16 protein-coding genes are annotated in these 19159 nt (G+C 75.2%); 8 read left to right on the forward strand and 8 right to left on the reverse strand.

Annotated features, from left to right (window positions below):
* Positions 1-4: 4 nt before the first annotated feature.
* Together ACYX4T_RS06465 and ACYX4T_RS06470 are read left to right on the forward strand one after the other, a co-directional pair.
* The gene (locus ACYX4T_RS06465; protein WP_476013732.1) at positions 5-1540 is read left to right on the forward strand and encodes a YibE/F family protein; all 1536 of its coding nucleotides are present in this window, start codon (positions 5-7) and stop codon (positions 1538-1540) included.
* Positions 1537-3150 carry a hypothetical protein gene (locus ACYX4T_RS06470; protein WP_476013733.1) on the forward strand — a complete coding sequence of 538 codons (1614 nt, stop codon included), beginning with the start codon at positions 1537-1539 and terminating at the stop codon, positions 3148-3150. Before ACYX4T_RS06465 ends, ACYX4T_RS06470 begins: the two co-directional genes overlap by 4 nt.
* 149 nt (positions 3151-3299) lie before the next feature.
* Here ACYX4T_RS06470 and ACYX4T_RS06475 read toward each other — a convergent pair whose 3' ends face one another.
* The 5 genes from ACYX4T_RS06475 to ACYX4T_RS06495 all read right to left on the reverse strand — a co-directional run bounded on the left by ACYX4T_RS06475 (position 3300) and on the right by ACYX4T_RS06495 (position 9568).
* Complete coding sequence (locus ACYX4T_RS06475; protein ID WP_476013734.1) at positions 3300-4373, reverse strand: hypothetical protein; 1074 nt, start codon at positions 4371-4373, stop codon at positions 3300-3302.
* Positions 4374-4567: 194 nt separating this feature from the next.
* The gene (gene eutC / locus ACYX4T_RS06480; protein ID WP_476013735.1) at positions 4568-5299 is read right to left on the reverse strand and encodes an ethanolamine ammonia-lyase subunit EutC; all 732 of its coding nucleotides are present in this window, start codon (positions 5297-5299) and stop codon (positions 4568-4570) included.
* Complete coding sequence (locus ACYX4T_RS06485) at positions 5296-6669, reverse strand: ethanolamine ammonia-lyase subunit EutB (protein ID WP_476013736.1); 1374 nt, start codon at positions 6667-6669, stop codon at positions 5296-5298. Before ACYX4T_RS06485 ends, eutC begins: the two co-directional genes overlap by 4 nt.
* Complete coding sequence (gene eat, locus ACYX4T_RS06490) at positions 6666-8102, reverse strand: ethanolamine permease (RefSeq protein ID WP_476013737.1); 1437 nt, start codon at positions 8100-8102, stop codon at positions 6666-6668. Before eat ends, ACYX4T_RS06485 begins: the two co-directional genes overlap by 4 nt.
* Before the next feature lie 131 nt (positions 8103-8233).
* The gene (locus ACYX4T_RS06495) at positions 8234-9568 is read right to left on the reverse strand and encodes an MFS transporter (protein WP_476013738.1); all 1335 of its coding nucleotides are present in this window, start codon (positions 9566-9568) and stop codon (positions 8234-8236) included.
* Positions 9569-9682: 114 nt separating this feature from the next.
* Between ACYX4T_RS06495 and ACYX4T_RS06500 the strand changes: the two genes are divergently transcribed.
* Positions 9683-10570 carry a PaaX family transcriptional regulator gene (locus ACYX4T_RS06500; protein WP_476013739.1) on the forward strand — a complete coding sequence of 296 codons (888 nt, stop codon included), beginning with the start codon at positions 9683-9685 and terminating at the stop codon, positions 10568-10570.
* Between the two features lie 32 nt (positions 10571-10602).
* Here ACYX4T_RS06500 and ACYX4T_RS06505 read toward each other — a convergent pair whose 3' ends face one another.
* Complete coding sequence (locus tag ACYX4T_RS06505; RefSeq protein ID WP_476013740.1) at positions 10603-11052, reverse strand: MarR family winged helix-turn-helix transcriptional regulator; 450 nt, start codon at positions 11050-11052, stop codon at positions 10603-10605.
* 79 nt (positions 11053-11131) lie between these two features.
* Between ACYX4T_RS06505 and ACYX4T_RS06510 the strand changes: the two genes are divergently transcribed.
* From ACYX4T_RS06510 to ACYX4T_RS06530, 5 genes are read left to right on the forward strand one after another with little or no spacing between them, the layout of a single operon-like run.
* Positions 11132-12664 carry an acyl-CoA synthetase gene (locus ACYX4T_RS06510; RefSeq protein ID WP_476013741.1) on the forward strand — a complete coding sequence of 511 codons (1533 nt, stop codon included), beginning with the start codon at positions 11132-11134 and terminating at the stop codon, positions 12662-12664.
* Positions 12661-13470: a crotonase/enoyl-CoA hydratase family protein gene (locus ACYX4T_RS06515; RefSeq protein WP_476013742.1), complete on the forward strand. Its 810-nt coding sequence runs from the start codon at positions 12661-12663 to the stop codon at positions 13468-13470. The genes ACYX4T_RS06510 and ACYX4T_RS06515 overlap by 4 nt, the downstream gene beginning before the upstream one ends.
* Positions 13470-15404, forward strand: coding sequence for an acetoacetate--CoA ligase (locus ACYX4T_RS06520; protein WP_476013743.1), 1935 nt, complete (start codon positions 13470-13472; stop codon positions 15402-15404). The genes ACYX4T_RS06515 and ACYX4T_RS06520 overlap by 1 nt, the downstream gene beginning before the upstream one ends.
* Positions 15405-15409: 5 nt before the next feature.
* Positions 15410-16264: a 3-hydroxyacyl-CoA dehydrogenase NAD-binding domain-containing protein gene (locus tag ACYX4T_RS06525; RefSeq protein WP_476013744.1), complete on the forward strand. Its 855-nt coding sequence runs from the start codon at positions 15410-15412 to the stop codon at positions 16262-16264.
* Positions 16261-17124, forward strand: a complete 864-nt coding sequence (locus ACYX4T_RS06530) for an amidohydrolase family protein (protein ID WP_476013745.1) — start codon at positions 16261-16263, stop codon at positions 17122-17124. The genes ACYX4T_RS06525 and ACYX4T_RS06530 overlap by 4 nt, the downstream gene beginning before the upstream one ends.
* On the opposite strand, the gene hisS is transcribed toward ACYX4T_RS06530, so the two are convergent.
* Together hisS and ACYX4T_RS06540 are read right to left on the reverse strand one after the other, a co-directional pair.
* Complete coding sequence (hisS, locus tag ACYX4T_RS06535) at positions 17125-18399, reverse strand: histidine--tRNA ligase (protein ID WP_476013746.1); 1275 nt, start codon at positions 18397-18399, stop codon at positions 17125-17127.
* Positions 18396-19088, reverse strand: a complete 693-nt coding sequence (locus tag ACYX4T_RS06540; protein ID WP_476013747.1) for an MBL fold metallo-hydrolase — start codon at positions 19086-19088, stop codon at positions 18396-18398. The genes hisS and ACYX4T_RS06540 overlap by 4 nt, the downstream gene beginning before the upstream one ends.
* Between the last annotated feature and the right edge of the window lie 71 nt (positions 19089-19159).

The following is a 19159-nucleotide window of genomic DNA, read 5'->3' on the forward strand; positions in this document are numbered from 1 at the left end:
CGCGGTGACCTCCCCCCGGCCACCGGCGCGCCGCTCGCGGGCGTCCTCGGCGACCGCCGACGGGGACGACGACGCCCCCACCGGCCCGATCCGGGTCGAGGGCACCGACGGCAGGGCCGACGCCGTTCCCCGTCGACGACGGGCGGACAGCGCGCGAGATGGGGGAGACACCGGCGTCCGGCGCCGGCGTGGACGCCAGGCTGACACACCCCGGGGGACGTCCCCATCAGGCCGGTCGGGGCGGCGGCGCCCTGTCGAGAGCGCGGGCCACGGGCACGGGCACGGGCACGGGCACGGGCACGAGGGCGGGGGGCTCGAGGGGGCCTCGGCACGGCGGGTCCGCGTCCTGCTCGCCGCGCTGCTCGTCCCCTGCGCGCTGGCGGTCCTCGTCGGGCTGGTGACGCTCTCGCCCTCGCCGGGTGAGTACGCCGCGGTCGCGCAGCGCGCCGCGACGGGGCAGGGCGCGCCGGGCCTCGGTTCGCAGACGCCCGTCGACGGCGAGGTCCTGCGCGCCGCCGGCGAGTCCGACTGCACCGATCCCAACCTGCCCTCCCCCGCGCCGGGCGAGGGCTGCGTGGCCGTCACGGTGCGCCTCGCCGACGGCCCGGCGCCCGGCTCCACGATCGTCACCCTCGTCCCCGCCGCTCCCGGCTCGCCGCGGTTCGCGGTCGGCGACCCGGTCGTCCTCGGCTGGGCGGGCGGCGACCCCGCCGACCCGCTGACCTACACGATCGTCGACTTCCAGCGCGGCACCCCGCTGCTCCTACTCGGTGCCGCCTTCGCGCTGGCGGTCCTCCTCCTGGGGCGTTGGCAGGGGCTCGCGGCGCTCGTGGCGCTCGGCGTGACCCTCGGGGTGATCGGGCTCTTCGTGCTCCCGGCGCTGGCCACGGGGTCGTCGCCGGTCCCGGTCGCGCTCACGGCGTCGGGGCTCATCGTCGGCGTCGTGCTCCCGCTGACCCACGGTGTCTCGGCGCGCACGGCGACGGCCGCCCTCGGGACGCTGGCGAGCCTCGGACTGATCGGCGTCCTCGCCGTGCTCTACGCCGCCCTGTCCCGCCTGACCGGTCTCGGCGAGGAGGCCTCGGAGCTCGCCGGGGTGCTCGGACCGGGCCTCGACCTGCGGGGCCTGCTGCTCGCCGGCGTGATCATCGGCGCGCTGGGCGTGCTCGACGACGTCACCGTCACCCAGACCAGCGCCGTCTGGGAGTTGCACCGCGCAGACCCGGCCGCTCGGCTGAACGACCTCTATGGTTCCGCCATGCGTGTCGGTCGGGACCACGTCGCCTCCGCGGTGAACACGCTGGTGCTCGCCTACGCCGGGGCGGCGCTGCCCCTGCTGCTGCTGTTCGCGCTGGCGGGGCGGGGTCTCGGTGACCTGCTCACGGCGGAGGACGTCGCGCAGGAGGTCGTGCGGACCCTGGTCGGCAGCATCGGGCTGGTGGCCTCGGTCCCGCTCACCACGGTCCTCGCCGCCGTCGTCGTCCGTGCCGTCAGTTCCAGCACGGGCGTCGGCACCAGCCCCCGGAGTGAGCCCGCATGACCCGTCCCGCGCCCCGGGCGCTGCCGCGCGCCGTCGAGTCCGCCCCGAGCGGCATCCTCGACACCGCCCGCGCCCTCGTCGTGGCCTCCACCCGCACGGCGGTCGAGCTGACGCTGCACGGGCCGGCGATCGTGCGCGGCATCGCCGACATCGCCACCTCCGGCGCCCGCACCACCGCCGACCTCAGCCCGCTGGTCGCCGACGCCCTGCGCGCCGTGCCGCGGCTCGTATCGATGCTCGAGCAGCTGCTGCCCGTCGCGTCCGGTCTGCGCACCACCCTCGACGAGCTCGCCCCCGACCTCACCCGCCTGTCCTACGCCACCGACGCCCTCGACCGGCTCGCCGGCGCCGTCGACGACCTGCACGCCATCGCCCGCGCCGTCCCCACCCTCGAGCGGATCGCGAGCGCGGTCCCGTCGCTCGACCGGCTCGCCGACGCCGCACCCGCGCTCACGCGCCTCGGCCAGGCCACCGACGACCTGCACGCCCTCGCCGAGGCCGCCCCGGCCCTCCAGGCGATCGCCGGCGCCGCCCCCGACATCCACGCGCTCACCGAGGCCGTGCCGGCGCTCCAGCAGATCGGGGACGCGCGCGGGGACATCGCCGCCCTCGCGTCCGCCGTGCCGGCGCTGCAGGAGATCGGCGAGGCGCGCGCCGACATCGCCACCCTCGCCTCCGCGGTCCCGGCGCTGCAGCAGATCGGGGACGCGCGCGGGGACATCGCCACCCTCGCGTCCGCGGTCCCGGCGCTGCAGCAGATCGGCGAGGCGCGCGCCGACATCGCCACCCTCGCGTCCGCGGTCCCGGCGCTGCAGCAGATCGGCGAGGCGCGCGGGGACATCGCGGCGCTCGCCGGGGCCGTGCCGGCGCTGCAGCAGCTGGGCGAGGCCGCGCCGGTGCTCGACCGCCTCGCGGAGGTGGCGCCGGCCCTGCAGGAGCTGGGCGCCGCCGTGCCGCACCTCGCCGACCTCGCGGGCGCCGTCCCGACGCTGCAGAACATCGCGGGTGCCGTCGACGACCTCGGGACGCTGGCCGGCGCCACGGGCGACCTACGCACGATCGCCGGCGCCACCGGCTCGGTCGCCCGGATCGCGCACGGGGTGCCGTCGGTCGGGCGGCTCGCCGACGCGGTCCCCACCGTCGCGGCCCTGGCGGACGCCGTCCCCACGATCGCGCGCCTGGCCGAGGCGGTGCCGACGCTGTCCTCGCTGGCGGGGGCGGTCGACGACCTGCACGCGCTCACCGCCGCCGTCGACGACCTCCACGCCCTCGCCGAGGCCGCCCCCGCGCTGGAGCAGATGGCGGGCGCGGTGGACGAGATCCGCAAGCTCACCGGGGCGATCGGGTCCGTCGAGGCCCTCGCCCGGCACGCCGACACCACGTTCCCCGACGTGCCGCCCCGCCTCGAGCACCTCGACACCTCGCTGACCACCGCGGCCGGCGAGCTGCAGAAGGTCAGCCCGGACCTGCGCACCCTCGCCGGGCGCATCGACAACCTCGACCAGCAGATCGGGGTCCTCGCCGACGCCCTCGCCCCGCTGCAGGGCACGACCGAGCGCCTCGGGCGGGTCGTCGACCGGCTGCCGGGCCGCAAGCGGTCGGGCGAGTAGGGAGCACCGCGCACCGGGCGCGTCCTCCTGATCTCCGGAGGGGCCGGGCGTCCGGCGAACGAAGGACGCCCTCGCGCTCCGGGAGCAGCGAGGGCGTCCTCCGCGTCACGGGTGCGGCCGCGACGACGAGCCGGGTTCAGGGTCCGTGATCACGACCCCGAGCACTGCGGGGGCTCGTGGCCGCCGTCGCCGCCCGGCTCGTGGCCCTCGTCGCCGTCCGGCTCGTGGCCCTCGTGGCCCTCGTTGTCGTGGCCCTCGTTGTCGTGGCCCTGGTTGCCGCCCTCGTCGTGGCCCTGGCCGCCGCCGTCCTCGTGGCCGCCGTTGTCCTCGTGGCCCTCGTGGCCCTCGTGGCCCTCGTGGCCCTCGTGGCCCTCGTGGCCCTCGTGGCCCTCGTCGCCCTCACCCGGGTGCATCGGGGTGCCGGGCTCCTCGCACGGCTCCTCGCCCGGCAGGCCGGGGACCTCCGGCTCGGTCAGCTCGAAGTCATAGGTCGTGGTCGGCGTCGAGACGAGGTCGACCGCCGCGTCGAGACCCGGGTTGCCGGAGCCCTGGTTGATGATCAGCGCGGTGACGACGACAGCGGGCTGGGCGGTCACGTAGTCCGCGAGCGGCTTCGCGCCGTCGTTGGAGCAGGACCGCTGGTCCTCGCTGATGACGCCCGGGATGGCCCGCGTCGAGCACCAGTTGCCCTCGCCGGCCTGGTAGCGGTGCCACGCGTCCGGGGTCTGGTCGTCGCCCGGGTTGTAGACGGGCTCGTAGGTGAGCGTCGAGAAGCCCACCGCCGGGTCGGCCGGGTCGAAGTCGATCTGCAGCTGCATGCTCGGGAACTGGGCCGGGTTGTCCGCCGCACCCTGGTAGGCCGAGTAGGCGGCCGTCGGGATCCAGAGCCCGAGCGCCGACGGCGGCTCCTCGCGCACCCCGATCGAGGCCTTGTCGCTGCTCGCGGGCGTCCGCAGCCGCAGCGAGGCCTCGCCCCCGTCCTCCGGTGCGCCGAACTCGTCGTCGACCGCGGCCGACCCGTCCCCGCGGATGTCGGCGGGTGCGAACGGGGCCAGGTCCGGCAGGACGTAGGTGGTGCCGACTGCCGGGACGGCCAGCGGGAGCAGCGGCTCCGCGGTGCCCGTCCCGACCATCGCGGCCGCCCCGCCGCCCACGACCAGAGCCCCGGTGGCCGCGAGCGCGACCATCCCCCGACGTCCGAGTTTCGCCCTGTGCAGACCCATGCGTGTGGTGTCCTTCCGCCCCTTGGATGACGTGGTCGCCGTCGGCCACCACGCACCGAGTAACGAAGAGGACACGGAAGAGTGACGGAATCATTCATCCGCCTGGCGTATCAAGATCAGCCGATGGCACGTCGCGCACCGGCCGTAGGACGGACCGGAGCGAGATCGAGGCCCCGGAGCGGCGCCCGGGACGCTCAGCCCGCCGCCGGCGGCAGGGCGGCGCCGGTGTCCTTGAGCTCCACGCCCGTCAGCTGCCGGCGGGACGCCTCCTGCATCAGGGCCGCGAGCACCTCGGCCGCGGCGTCGTAGCCCAGCCCGTCGGGCGGGCGGATGTTGGAGACGCAGTTGCGCTCGGAGTCGACGCGCCCGGCGCGGGGCTCCCAGGTCAGGTACGCGCCCAGCGAGTCGGGCGACGACATGCCGGGCCGCTCGCCGATGAGCACCAGCGCCATCCGCGCCCCGAGCGCCGCGGCGATCTCGTCCCCGAGCGCCACGCGGGACTGCAGCGCCACGACGACCGGCGCCACCGACCACCCCTCGAGCCGAGGCAGCAGGGCGTCGACGACGGGGACGGCGTGGTCGGCCACCGCGCGCGCGGAGAGCCCGTCGGCGACCACCACGGCGAGGTCGTGGTCACCCTTCGGGAGCCCGTGGTCGTCGGCCAACCGCCGCCCCAGATCGGGACGCTGCAGGTACTCCGTGCGGTCGGCGACCCGCGAGCGCACCACCGGTCCGGCCCGCTCCCCCAGCGCCGCGAGGACGGCGTCGACGTCGAGCGCCGTGTGCACGGCGTCGCGGGCCTGGGCGTGGGCGGCGGCGAGGCGGAGGTTCTCGGCGGTCGACAGCCCGTCGCCCGCCCGGCCGAGCCCGACGCGTGCGCGGGTGGCGGCCCGGAGGGTCTCCCAGGGATCGCTCGACACGCTCATGCCATCAGCGCCCGGATCGGCTCGGGCACGAGCTGGGGCACGCGGCCGCGGTCGTCGAGCAGGCCCACCGAGCCGAGCCACGCCTCGAACTCCGGCGCCGGGCGCAGGCCGAGCGTCTGGCGGACCTGCAGCACGTCCTGGAACGACAGCGACTGGTAGTTGAGCATGATGTCGTCGCCGCCCGGCACGGTGATGACGAACCCGCACCCCGCCGCCCCGAGCGTCAGCAGCAGCGTGTCGGTGTCGTCGGCGTCGGCCTCGGCGTGGTTGGTGTAGCAGACGTCGACGCCCATGGGGACGCCGAGGAGCTTGCCGCAGAGGTGGTCCTCGAGCCCGGCGCGCAGGATCTGCTTGCCGTCGTAGAGGTACTCCGGCCCGATGAACCCGACGACGGTGTTGACCAGCAGCGGGTCGAACGCCCGGCACACCGCGTACGCCCGGGCCTCGAGGGTCTGCTCGTCGACGTCGTGGTGCGCGTCGGCGGAGAGCGCCGAGCCCTGGCCGGTCTCGAAGTAGGTCACGTTGTCGCCGACCGTGCCGCGGTGCAGCTCGGAGGCCGCGGCGTGCGCCTCGCGCAGCTGGTCGAGCGTCACCCCGAAGCCCCGGTTGGCCGCCTGGGTACCGGCCACCGACTGGAACACCAGGTCCACCGGCGCCCCCTGCTCGAGCAGCTCGAGCGTCGTCGTCACGTGGGTGAGCACGCACGACTGGATCGGGGCGTCGAGGCGCCGGCGGGCGTCGTCGATCAGCTCGAGCAGCGCCAGGACCGTCGAGGGCCGGTCGGTGGCCGGGTTGATGCCGACCACCGCGTCCCCGGCGCCGTGCAGCAGCCCGTCGACGAGCGAGGCGGTGATGCCGACGGCGTCGTCGGTCGGGTGGTTGGGCTGCAGCCGCGTCGCGAGCCGTCCCTCCAGCCCGATCGTGGTGCGCAGCGCGGTGACGACCCGGGTCTTGCGGGCGACGGCGACGAGGTCGCCGACGCGCATGAGCTTGCTGGTCGCCGCCACCATCTCCGGCGTGAGACCGGGCGCGAGCGCGGTGAGCGCGGCGGTGTCGGCCTCCCAGCTCAGCAGCCAGTCCCGGAACCCGCCGACGGTCAGCGAGCGCACCGGGGCGAAGGCCTCGGCGTCGTGGGAGTCCAGGATCAGCCGCGTGACGTCGTCGTCCTCGTAGGGCACGACGGCCTCGTCGAGGAAGTGCGCGAGCGGCACGTCGGCGAGCACGGTCTGGGCCGCGACGCGCTCGGCGGCGGACTCCGCGGCGACCCCGGCGAGCACGTCGCCCGAGCGCAGCGGGGTGGCCTTGGCGAGCAGGTCGCGCAGGTCGGCGAACGCGTACGAGTGCCCGCCCAGGGTGGTGGTCCAGCTCACTCGAGCTCCTCCTCCGCCTTCGCCAGCGCCGCGAACTCCTCGTCGGGCGCGGCCGCGACGAGGTGGTGCCGAGAGTAGAAGCCGAACCAGGCCATGAGCAGGGCGAACGCCCCGAGGGCGCAGAGCGCGGCGACGACGTCGACGAGGAACGTCGCCACCACCGCGGCGAGGGCGAGGACGAGCGCGACGCCGGTGGTGACCCGTCCGCCCGGCGTCCGGTAGGGCCGCGGCAGCTCGGGGTTCCGGACGCGCAGCACCTGGTGGGCCACCATCATCAGCACGTAGGACAGGGTCGCCCCGAACACGGCGAGGTTGATGAGGATGTCGCCGTTGCCGAACGCGGCGAGGACGAAGCCGATCGCGGCCGGGATCACCAGCGCCAGCGTCGGGGCCTTGCGGCTGTTGGTCCTCGACAGCGCGCGCGGGAGGTAGCCCGCGCGCGAGAGGGCGAAGGTCTGGCGCGAGTAGGCGTAGATGATCGAGAAGAAGCTCGCGATGAGCCCGAGCAGGCCGATGTAGTTGACCGTGGTCGAGAGCCATCCCGCGCCGAGCCCGGCCTCCAGCGCGCTGACCAGCGGGTTGTCGCTCTCGGAGAGCGCCTGCGCGCCCTGCGCGCCGGGCGCGAGCAGCAGCACCGCCGCCGCGGAGACGACCAGCACCGCCATCGCGACGATGATCCCGCGCGGCACCGCACGCACCGGGTCGCGTGCCTCCTCGGCGGCGAGCGGCACGCCCTCGACGGCGAGGAAGAACCAGATCGCGAACGGGAAGCTCGCCCACACCCCGACCAGGCCGAACGGCAGCAGCGGCGAGGCGCCGGCGGCGTCGGTGACGGGGATGTCGGTGAGGTTCGCGGCGTCGAAGGACAGGATGCCGCCGATCGCGAAGAGGATCAGCCCGACCAGCGCGATCGCGGCGATGACGAACGTGGCCTTGAGGGCCTCGCCGACGCCGAGCAGGTGGATGCCGACGAACACGACGTAGCAGACCAGGTAGACCCACCAGCCGTCGGTGATCCCGAACAGGCCGAGCGACTCGACGTAGCCGCCGATGAAGGTCGCGATGGCCGCGGGGGCGACGGCGTACTCGAGGAGGATCGCCGCGCCCGTGGCGAAGCCGCCCCAGGGGCCCATGGCGACACGGGCGAAGGTGTAGCCGCCGCCGGCCGCCGGGAGCGCCGAGGACATCTCGGCCAGGCCCAGCACCATGCACGTGTACATCACGGCCATGAGCACCGCGGCGACCGCGAGACCGCCCCAGCCGCCCTGGGCGAGGCCGAAGTGCCAGCCGGCGTAGTCGCCGGAGATCACGTACGCGACGCCGAGCCCCGCCAGCAGCACCCAGCTCGCCGAGCCGGCCCGCAACTGGCGGGCGGCGAGGTAGTCGCTGCTCCCGGTGCCCAGTCCGGAGGCCGACTCGACCTGCTCCGCCATCCGCGTCCCCTTCCGCTCGCACCCGGAGCGCACAGCGTGAGGCAGGTGTGAAGTCCGTGGGTGACGATCGGGTGACGATCGCCCACCGAGCGGCTCGACGGCGTCCTCGACGAGCTGCGACCCGGCTCCGCTCAGGCGCTCGTCGAGTCGGCCCGGAGGCGGTCGGCGTCCCGCCGGTCGTCGTCGGCGCCGTCGAGGTCGCGGTGGCTGGTCTCGCCAGTGGCCAGGATGCAGCCGACCGTCAGCAGGCAGCAGGCCCCGATCACCACGGACACGAGGAACGGGCTGCCGGTGCCCTGCAGGACGGTCGCGAACACCACCGGGCCGAGGCCCGCCCCGATGCCCGCGATCTGGTAGCCCAGCGAGGCCCCGGTGTAGCGGGCGCGGGTGGAGAACAGCTCGGTGTAGAGCGCGGCGAGCGGCCCGTACATCGCGGCGTGCACCACGCCCTGCCCGACGACCACGGCGAGCACGAGCAGCGCGGTCGACCCCGAGTCCACGAGCGGGAACAGCAGGAACGCCCACACCGTCATCGCGAGCGCGCCGACGAGCACCACGGGGCGCCGGCCCACGCGGTCGGAGAGCGCGGCGAAGCCGATGATCCCGAGGATCGCGGCGATCGAGGACACGGTCAGCGCGTTGAGCACGGTCTGGCGGGCGAAGCCGGCCTGCACGGCGTAGGCGATGACGAACGTCGTCAGCACGCCCTGCGCGACGAAGGCGCCGAACCCGATGCCGATCGAGAGCACGAGGTTGCGCGGGCGGCGCAGCACCTCGACCAGCGGGGGCCTCGAGGGCGCTCCGGTCTGTGCCCGGGCGAAGACCGGCGTCTCCTCGACCCGCGCCCGCACGAACAGGCCGACCGCGAGCAGCACGGCGGAGAGCAGGAACGGCACGCGCCAGCCCCAGGCCAGGAAGCCCTGCTCCCCGGCGACCGCCGCGGCCCCGGCGAGCGCCGCGGTGGAGAGCACCATGCCGCTCGGCGCGCCGGCGTTGGTGAAGCTCGCCCACAGCCCGCGCCGCGACGTGGCGTGCTCGGCGGACATGAGGACCGCCCCGCCCCACTCGCCGCCGACGGCGACGCCCTGCAGCACGCGCAGCAGCACGAGCAGCACGGGCGCCCAGACGCCGATCTGCGCGTAGGTCGGCAGGACGCCGATGAGGACGCTGACGACGCCCATCAGGGACATCGTCACGACCAGCATCTTCTTGCGCCCGACCCGGTCGCCGAAGTGCCCGAAGAGGATGCCGCCGAGCGGCCGCGCCAGGTAGCCGGTGGCGAGCGTCCCGAAGCTGGCGACGGTGCCGACCAGCGGGTCGAGGGTCGAGAAGAACACCTTGGCGAACACGACCGCCGACGCCGTGGCGTAGAGCAGGAAGTCGTAGTACTCGATGACGCTGCCCAGGTAGCTGGACAGCACCGCCCGCCGGAGCTGGGTCCGCGAGCGGGCGTCGGCCTCGGCCACGCCGGACCTCCTCGTCGTGTGTGGTCGGGGTCACGGGATGTCGCCGACAATGTAGGCAGCTCGTCGACGACCGTCAACAATCTGCCCAACATCATGAGCGCTAGGCTCCGGCGCGTGTCCGAGGCCCAGCACGAGGTGCCGCTCGAACCCGGCGTCGCGCAGGACGCCGAGCCGGACCTCGACGCGCCCCGCCCCCAGGCGATCCTGCTGACCTTCCTCGGCGGCTACCTGCTCGGCCGCGGCGTGCACGTGGCCACCAGCAGCCTCGTCGACGTCCTCGGCCGCGCCGGGGTCTCCGAGCACGCGACCCGCTCGACGGTCAGCCGCATGGCGCGCCGCGACCAGATCCACCGCGTGCGCCGCGGCCGGCAGGTCTACGTCGGCCCGACGCCCGCGACCCGCGAGGTCCTGCGGGACGGCGACGCGCGCATCTGGCGCACCGACGTCGTCAACACCCACTGGGACGGGTCGTGGACGCTGCTGTCGTTCTCGCTGCCCGACGCCTGGGCCCGCGAGCGGCACCTGCTGCGGGCGCGCCTGTCGTGGGCCGGCTTCGGGCCGCTGCAGGGCGGGCTGTGGATCGCGCCGGGCGACGTCGACGTGCGGGCGCTGGCCGAGGGCCTCGGGCTGGACGGGCGGCTGCGGGCGTTCGGGGCCCGGGCGCTGGACGGGACCGACGTCGACGCGCTGGTCCGCGACGCCTGGGACCTGCCGGCCCTCGCCGCGCGCTACCGGGCGTTCCGGGCGCGCTGGGGCGACCCGGCGACGCGCCCGCACCTGCCCGACCCGCTCGCGGCGCAGCTGGTCCTGCAGACCGACTGGCTGCAGGCGATCCGCCGCGACCCCCGGCTGCCCCGGCGCCACCTCCCGCCCGACTGGCCCGCCGAGCCCGCGCACGCCCTGTTCCGCGACCTGTACACGACCTTCGAGCCCGGTGCCCGCGCCGGCGCCGCCGCCCTCGACGTCATCCCCGACGAGGAGGCGACCGACCGTCCTATGTGAGTACTTTCCCGGGCTATAGCCCGGGAAAGTACTCACATGAGGTTGGTCCGGCAGCGGTTGAGCAGGGTGCGCAGGGCGGCGCGCTCGTCGGGGGCGAGGCCGGCGAGCATGCGCTCCTCGACGTCCGTGGCCCCCGGTTCGACGCGGGCGAGCAGCGCGCGGCCCTCGTCGGAGAGCCCGATGAGCACGCGCCGCCCGTGGGTGGGGTCGGGGGTGCGGGTGATCCAGTGCCCGCGCTCGAGGGCGGCGAGCAGGTCGCCCATCGCCTGCGGGCTCACGAACGCGTTGCGGGCGAGCTCCGCGCCGGTCTGGCCCTCACGCCGGGCGAGGACGGTCAGCGCGGTCCACTGCGGCACGGTGACGCCGGTGGCGCGCAGCAGGTCGTCGAGACGCGCCCGCACCGCCAGCTCGACCTGCTTGACCGCGTAGAGCAGCGACGGTTCCGACGCCGTCACGCCCCGCTCGGTGCCCGACGCCCCCATCCGCCGTCCCCCTCGTCCACTTCCGCTCCCGCGGCACGCGCTCTAGTATCAAGATTCCTGATACTTCGAGGAGTGTGCCATGAGCGCGACGCCGCGCGCTGCCCTCGTGCCCGGATTGGGCACGTGGCCGGCACGCCGGGCGCGGGCCGCCGCGCACCGCCCGGCGCTGGTCGGCCCCGACCGGACACTGACCTACGGCGAGCTCGCGGCGCGCGTCGACCGCCTCGCGGCGGACCTGCGCGCCCGGGGCGTCCGGCCCGGCGACCGCGTCGCCCAGGTCGGCGTCAACGCCGTCAGCGTGCTCGAGACCTTCTTCGCGGTCTGGCGCCTCGGCGCGATCGTCGTCCCGCTCAACCACCGTCTCGCCCCAGCCGAGATCGCCTACATGCTCGCCGACTCCGGCGCCGCGCTCCTCGTCGCCGGCGAGGACGCCGCGGCGCTCGTGGCCGCGGCCGGCCCGTCCTGCCCGGTGACCTGGACCGACGCCGGCTTCGAGGATGCCGCGACCCGCGGCCCCGCGCTCGACGACGCGCCCGACGTCGGCCCCGAGAGCCCCGCGATCCTCCTCTACACCTCGGGCACCACCGGGCGCCCGAAGGCCGCGGTGCTCAGCCACGGCAACCTCACCTGGAACACGGTCAACCAGCTCGCCGACACCGACGTCGCGAGCACCGACCGCGCGCTGTGCATCGCGCCGCTGTTCCACTGCGTGGGCCTCGGCCAGATCACGCTGCCGACACTGCTCAAGGGCGGGTCGGTCGAGCCGCTCCCCCGCTTCGACCCCGGTGCGGTGCTCGCCCGCATCGGCGCCGCCGGCGTCACGAGCTTCTCCGCGGTGCCGACGATGCTGCAGATGATGGTCGAGGACCCGGGCTGGGAGGCCGCGCAGCTCGACACGCTGCACACGGTGCTCTACGGCGGCTCGCCGGTGCAGGAGCGCGTCGCGCGCGCCTGGCTCGAGCGCGGGGTGCGGCTGCAGCAGGGCTACGGCATGACCGAGGCCTCGCCGGGCGTGTGCATGGTGCCCCGCGAGGGCGACCCCGGCCGCCCCGTCTCGGTCGGCGTCCCCCACTTCTTCACCGACACCGCGATGCTGCGCGACGGCGTCCGCGAGGGCCTGGCCGGCGAGCCCGCCGAGCTGCTCGTCCGCGGCCCCCACGTGTTCGGCGGCTACTGGGAGCGCCCCGCCGAGTCCGCGGCCGCGTTCGTCGACGACGACTGGTTCCGCACCGGCGATGTCCTGCGCGTCGACGACGACGGCTGGGCCGACGTCGTCGACCGCGTCAAGGACGTGATCATCTCCGGCGGCGAGAACGTCTACCCCGCCGAGGTCGAGGCCGTGCTCGTCCGGCGCGACGAGGTCGCCGACGCGGCCGTGGTCGGGGTGCCCGACGAGCGCTGGGGCGAGGTCGGCGCCGCCTACGTGCAGCTGCGCCCCGGCGAGGAGCTCGACGAGGACGCGCTGCGCGCCCACCTCGAGGCGCACCTGGCGCGCTACAAGATCCCGAAGTACCTGGTCGCCGTCGACGCGCTGCCCCGCAACGCGACCGGCAAGATCCGCCGTGTGGAGCTGCGGGGGCGCGCCGTCCCCGCGGCGGGAGGAGTCCGATGAGCACCGCCCCCGAACCGGACGAGACCGCGGTGTCGTCCCTGCTGCCGCGCTCCCTGAGCCTCCACCGCGACGGGCCGGTCGCGGTCCTGCGGCTCGCCCGGCCCGCCAAGCGCAACGCGCTCGACGACACCACCGTGCACGGCCTCGAGACGTTCTTCACCGCGCCGCCCGCCGACGTGCGGGCCGTGGTCCTCGACGCCGAGGGCGACCACTTCTGCGCGGGCCTCGACCTCGCCGAGCTCGGTGCCACCGACGCCGTCACCGGCGTGGAGCACTCCCGGTTCTGGCACCGCGTCTTCGACCGCATCGAGCACGGCCGCCTGCCCGTCGTCACCGTGCTCAAGGGCGCCGTCGTCGGCGGCGGCCTGGAGCTCGCCGCGGCGACCCACATCCGGGTCGCCGAGCCCAGCGCGTTCTTCGCGCTGCCCGAGGGCCGGCACGGCCTGTTCGTCGGCGGCGGCGGGTCGGTGCGCATCCCGAAGCTCATCGGGGTGCCGCGGATGACCGACATGATGCTCACCGGCCGGGTCCTCGACGCCGAGGAGGCGCTCGCCCTCGGCGTCGCCACCTACCGCACCGAGCCCGGCGGCGGCTTCGCGAAGGCCCTCGAGCTCGCCCACCGCGTCGCCGCCAACCCGCCGGTCAGCACGTTCGCCGTGCTGCAGGCCCTGCCCCGCATCGCCGCCGCGCGCGACGAGGAGGGCTACCTCATGGAGGCGCTCATGGCCGCGATCTCCTCGAGCAGCACCGAGGCCCAGGACCGCATGACGGCCTTCCTCGCCGGCCGCGCCGGGAAGGTCCGCTGATGGCGCCCCCGACCCCGCCGACCCCGACCCCCGCACCCGAGGGCACGGTCACCGCCCGGTTCGTCGCCCACCTCGAGCGCGAGCGCGGGCTCCGGTTCGACGACTACGCCGCCCTGCACCGCTGGTCGGTCACCGACCTCGACGGCTTCTGGTCCGCGGTCGCCGACTTCTTCGGCGTGCGCTTCCACGACGCCCCGGCGGCGGTGCTCGGGCGCCGCGCGATGCCGGGCGCGCAGTGGTTCCCGGGCGCGACACTGAACTACGCCGAGCAGGCGCTCGCCCACGACGGCCTCGACGACGGCGCCCCCGCCCTCCTCGCCTACTCCCAGACCCGGGACGACCAGACCTGGACCTGGGGCGGCCTGCGCGACGCCGTCGCCCGGGCCCGCGCCGGCCTGCAGCGGCTCGGGGTCCGCCGCGGCGACCGGGTCGTCGCCTACGCCCCGAACATCCCCGAGACGGTCGTCGCCCACCTCGCCGCCGCGAGCCTCGGCGCGGTGTGGGCCTCGTGCGCGCCGGAGTTCGGGGCGCGCAGCGTGGTCGACCGGTTCGCGCAGATCGAGCCGGCGGTGCTGCTCGCCGTCGGCGGCTACGTCTACGGCGACAAGCCGATCGACCGCACCGACGAGGTCGCGGCCGTCCGCGCCGCCCTGCCGAGCGTCCGCCACGTCGTCGAGATCCCCTACGGCCCGGGCTCGGTCCCGGACGCGACGTCGTGGGACGAGCTCCTGGGCACCCCCGCCGAGCCCGCCTACGACCCGGTCCCGTTCGACCACCCGCTCGTGGTGCTCTTCTCCTCCGGCACCACCGGGCCGCCCAAGGCGATCGTGCACGGGCACGGCGGCATCACCGTCGAGCACCTCAAGAACCACGGGCTCGCCTGGGACGTGCAGCCCGGCGACCGGATGCTCTGGTTCACGACGACCGCCTGGATGATGTGGAACGCGCTGGTCAGCGGCCTGCTGCACCGCGCGACGCTGATCCTCGTCGACGGCAACCCCCTGCACCCCGACGTGTCGTGGCAGTGGCGGCTGGCCGCCCGGGCCGGCGCGACCCACTTCGGCGCCTCCCCCGGCTTCCTCATGGCCTGCCGCGACCAGGGCGTCCACCCCGCGCGCGAGAACGACCTCGGCCCGCTGCGACAGATCTGCGTGGCCGGCAGCCCGCTGCCGCCCGAGGGGTACCGCTGGGTCGCCGAGGAGTTCGGCCCGGACGTCCTGCTGCTCGTCGGCAGCGGCGGCACCGACGTCTGCACCGGCATCGTGCAGGGCGGGCCGTGGCAGGAGGTCGTCGAGGGCGAGATCTCCGGCCCGGAGCTCGGGGTCGACGCGGCCGCCTTCGACCCGGACGGGAACGAGGTCGTCGGCCAGCGCGGCGAGCTGGTCATCCGCGCGCCGATGCCCTCGATGCCCCTGTCCTTCTGGAACGACCCCGACGGCTCGCGGCTGCGCGCCGCCTACTTCGACACCTACCCCGGTGTCTGGCGCCACGGGGACTGGGTGCGCTTCGCGCCGTCGGGCTCGGTCGTCGTCTCCGGCCGCTCCGACGCGACGCTCAACCGCGGCGGCGTGCGGCTCGGGACCGCCGAGTTCTACGCCGTCGTCGAGGAGATGCCCGAGGTCGCCGACAGCCTCGTCGTGCACCTCGAGGACCCGGCGGGCGGGCCGGGCGAGCTGGTGCTGTTCGTGGTGGCGGCGCCCGGGCAGCACATCGACGAGGCCCGGGTCCGCGCCGAGCTGCGGTCCGCGCTCTCGCCCCGCCACGTCCCCGACCGCATCCACGAGATCGCCGCCGTGCCGCGCACCCGGACCGGCAAGAAGCTCGAGGTGCCCGCGAAGCGGATCCTGCTCGGCGCCGACCCGGACGCCGTCGCCTCCCGGGACTCGCTGGCCGACGCCTCCGCGCTGGACGCGTTCGTGGGGCTGGGGCGGTGACCCCGATGAAGGTCGCGGTCGTCGGGACGGGCGTGATCGGCGTGAGCTGGGCGCGGCTGTTCCTCGCCCACGGCCACGAGGTCGTCGCCACCGACCCGGCGCCGGCCGCGGCGGACCGGCTCCCCGACGGCGTGGCGTTCACCCCCGACGCCGCCGAGGCCGTCGACGGCGCCGACTTCGTGCAGGAGAACGGCCCCGAGCGCCTGGAGCTCAAGCACCAGCTGCTCGCGACGCTCGACGCCGCCGCGCGCCCCGAGGTCGTCATCGCCAGCAGCTCGTCGATGCTGCGGCCCACCGACCTCGCCCGCGGGGTGCCCGGCCACCCCGAGCGGGTGCTCGTCGGGCACCCCTTCAACCCGCCGCACCTCGTGCCGCTCGTCGAGGTCGTGCCCGGGGAGGCGACGTCCGAGGCGGCCGTCGAGGCCGCGATGGCCTTCTACGCGAGCGTGGGGCGCACGCCGTTGCGGCTGCGCGCGGAGCTCCCCGGCCACCTCGCCAACCGGCTCCAGGCCGCCCTGTGGCGCGAGGCGTACTCGCTGGTCGAGCGCGGGGTGGCGACCGTGGCCGACGTGGACACCGCCATCACCGAGGGCCCCGGGCTGCGCTGGGCCGCCGTCGGGCCGATCACCGGCCAGCACCTCTCGGGCGGGCCCGGCGGGCTCGGGCACGTCCTCGAGCACCTGCACCCCGGCACCGAGGCGCTCTGGGGCGACCTCGGCAGCCCCACCATGACCCCCGAGCTCGCCGACCGCCTCGTCACGCAGGTGACCGAGGCCGTCGACGGCACGGACACCGACGACCTGCTCGCGCGGCGTGACGCCGTCATCCGGGCCGTCCTGACCGCGAGGGAGAGCCGATGAACCTCGAGGACCTCACCGCCATCGACGTCCACACCCACGTCGAGCAGGACGCCCACGGCTGCTTCGCCCTGACCGACGAGCTGCTCGACGCGTCCGCGGCCTACTTCCGCAGCGACCAGGACCGCACCCCGACCGTCGAGGCGATCGCCGCGCACTACCGCGAGCGGTCGATGGCCGCGGTCGTGTTCACCGTCGAGGCCCCCGCACAGACCGGGCACCCGCCGCTGTCGAGCGAGGAGATCGTCGAGCGGGCGGCGGCGTTCCCCGACGTGCTCATCCCGTTCGGCTCGGTCGACCCGCACGGCGGGCGGGCGTCCGTCCGGCGGGTGCGTTCCCTGGTCGAGCGTGGCGCGCGGGGCTTCAAGTTCCACCCCACCCTGCAGGGCTTCGAGCCCCACGACCGCGCCCACTACCCGCTCTACGAGGCGATCGCCGAGGCCGGCGTGCCTGCGCTCTTCCACACCGGGCAGACCGGCATCGGCGCGGGCCTGCCCGGCGGCGCGGGGCTCAAGCTGCGCTACTCCGACCCGATGCTGCTCGACGACGTCGCCGCGGACTTCCCGTCGCTGACCATGATCTTCGCGCACCCGTCGGTCCCGTGGCAGGACGCGGCGATCTCGATCGCGGGGCACAAGGCGAACGTCTACATCGACCTCTCGGGCTGGTCGCCGAAGTACTTCCCGCCGCAGCTGGTGCGCGCGGCGTCGCGGCAACTGCGCTCGAAGGTGCTGTTCGGCTCCGACTTCCCGGTCATCACCCCGGACCGCTGGCTGCGCGACTTCGCCGGCCTGGACATCCCGGACGACGTGCGCCCGGCGATCCTCAAGGACAACGCGGCGCGGGTGCTGGGCCTGGCCTGATCAGCCGTCGTGCAGGGCGCGGTCGACGGCGGCCGCGGCGCCGGCCAGCGCGATGGCGGTCTGGCTGCCGTCGGCGAGGTCCTTGAGCTGGATCTCGCCCGCCTCGAGGTCGCGGTCGCCGAGGACGAGCGCGTAGCGGGCCCCGGAGCGGTCGGCGGCCTTCATCGCGCCCTTGAGCCCGCGGTTGCCGTAGGCCAGGTCGGCGCGGATGCCGGCCCGCCGCAGCGCGCCGACGATGCCGACCATGCGCTCCTTCGCGGCATCGCCCAACGGCACGCCGAACACCTCGACCCGGCCGGCGGCGTCGTGGCCGGCCTCCTCGACGCGGCACGCGAGCAGGGCCCGGTCCACGCCGAGACCGAAGCCGACGCCCGACAGCGCCGGCCCGCCGAGCTCGGCCATGAGCCCGTCGTAGCGCCCGCCGCCGCCGATGCCCGACTGCGAGCCCAGGCCGTCATGGACGAACTCGAACGTCGTCTTCGTGTAGTAGTCGAGCCCGCGCACCATCCACGGGTTCTCGACGTAGGCGACGCCCAGGTCGTCGAGGTGGCGCTTCACAGCGGCGTGGTGCGCGGCCGCGGCGTCGGAGAGGTGGTCGACCATGAGCGGCGCGCCCTCGAGCTGGGCGCGCACCTCGGGGCGCTTGTCGTCGAGCACCCGCAGCGGGTTGACGCGGGCCCGCTCGCGGGTCGGCTCGTCGAGGTCGAGCTTCTCGAGGAAGCGGGTCAGCTCGGCGCGGTACTGCGGCCGGGTCGTCGCGTCGCCGAGGCTCGTGATCTCCAGGCGGTAGCCGCGCAGGCCCAGCGCGCGGAACCCGGCGTCGGCGACGGCGAGGACCTCGGCGTCGAGGGCCGGGTCGTCGACGCCGATCGCCTCGACGCCCACCTGCTGCAGCTGACGGAACCGCCCGGCCTGCGGGCGCTCGTAGCGGAAGAACGGCCCGGCGTAGCGCAGCTTGACCGGCAGCCCGCCCTTGTCCAGTCCGTGCTCGATCACCGACCGGACGACGCCCGCGGTGCCCTCGGGGCGCAGGGTCACCGAGCGGCCGCCGCGGTCGTCGAACGAGTACATCTCCTTGGACACGACATCGGTCGACTCACCGACGCCGCGGGCGTAGAGCGCGGTGTCCTCGAAGACGGGCAGCTCGATGTGGGCGTAGCCGGCGCGGTCGGCCTCGCGGACCAGCGTGTCGCGGACCGTCGTGAACTCCGGCCCGACGTACTCCGGGATGCCCTTGGGCGCGGCGAAGCCGCCGGGCGGGACCTGCGCGCTCACAGGTGACGCCCGGGGGCGCTCGTCAGGCCCTGCACGAACGGGTTGGAGGTGCGCTCCTGGCCGACGGTGGTCATCGGGCCGTGGCCGGGCAGCACCGCGGTCTCGTCCGGCAGCGAGAGGATCTTGTCGCGCAGCGACGCCATCATCTCCTCGCTGTCGCCGCCGGGCAGGTCGGTGCGTCCGATGCTGCCCTGGAAGAGCGTGTCGCCGGCCAGCAGGAACGGCTGGCCCTCCTCGGTCGCCGACCGGAACACCACCGAGCCGCGGGTGTGGCCCGGCGTGTGGTCGACGGTGAGGCGCAGCCCGGCGAGCTCCAGCTCGGCGCCGTCGGCGAGGACCTCCACCGAGCGCGGCTCGCGGAACTCCAGCCCCGGGTACATCGCCGCGATCTGCTGCCCCATCGGCCCGACCGAGCCCAGGGGGTCGGCGAGCATGTGCCGGTCGGAGGGATGGATCCAGGCGGGGATGTCGTCGCCGTCGCAGACGGGCGTCACCGACCACATGTGGTCCATGTGCCCGTGGGTCAGCAGCACCGCGACCGGGGTCAGCCGGTGGCGCGCGAGCACCTCGCGCAGCCCCTCCTCGGCGTCCTGGCCCGGGTCGACGACCACGGCGGACTCCCCGGGGCCGGGCGCGACCACGAAGCAGTTGGTCTGGAACACCCCGGCCGCGAAGGCCTCGACCAGCACGTCCTCGTCCTCCTCGGCTCGTTCGGGTGGCTGTCGGGCGACCCGACCAGCCTAGTCGAGACCCTCACGGG

This window comes from Actinomycetospora sp. ABD4_176, from assembly GCF_056311855.1.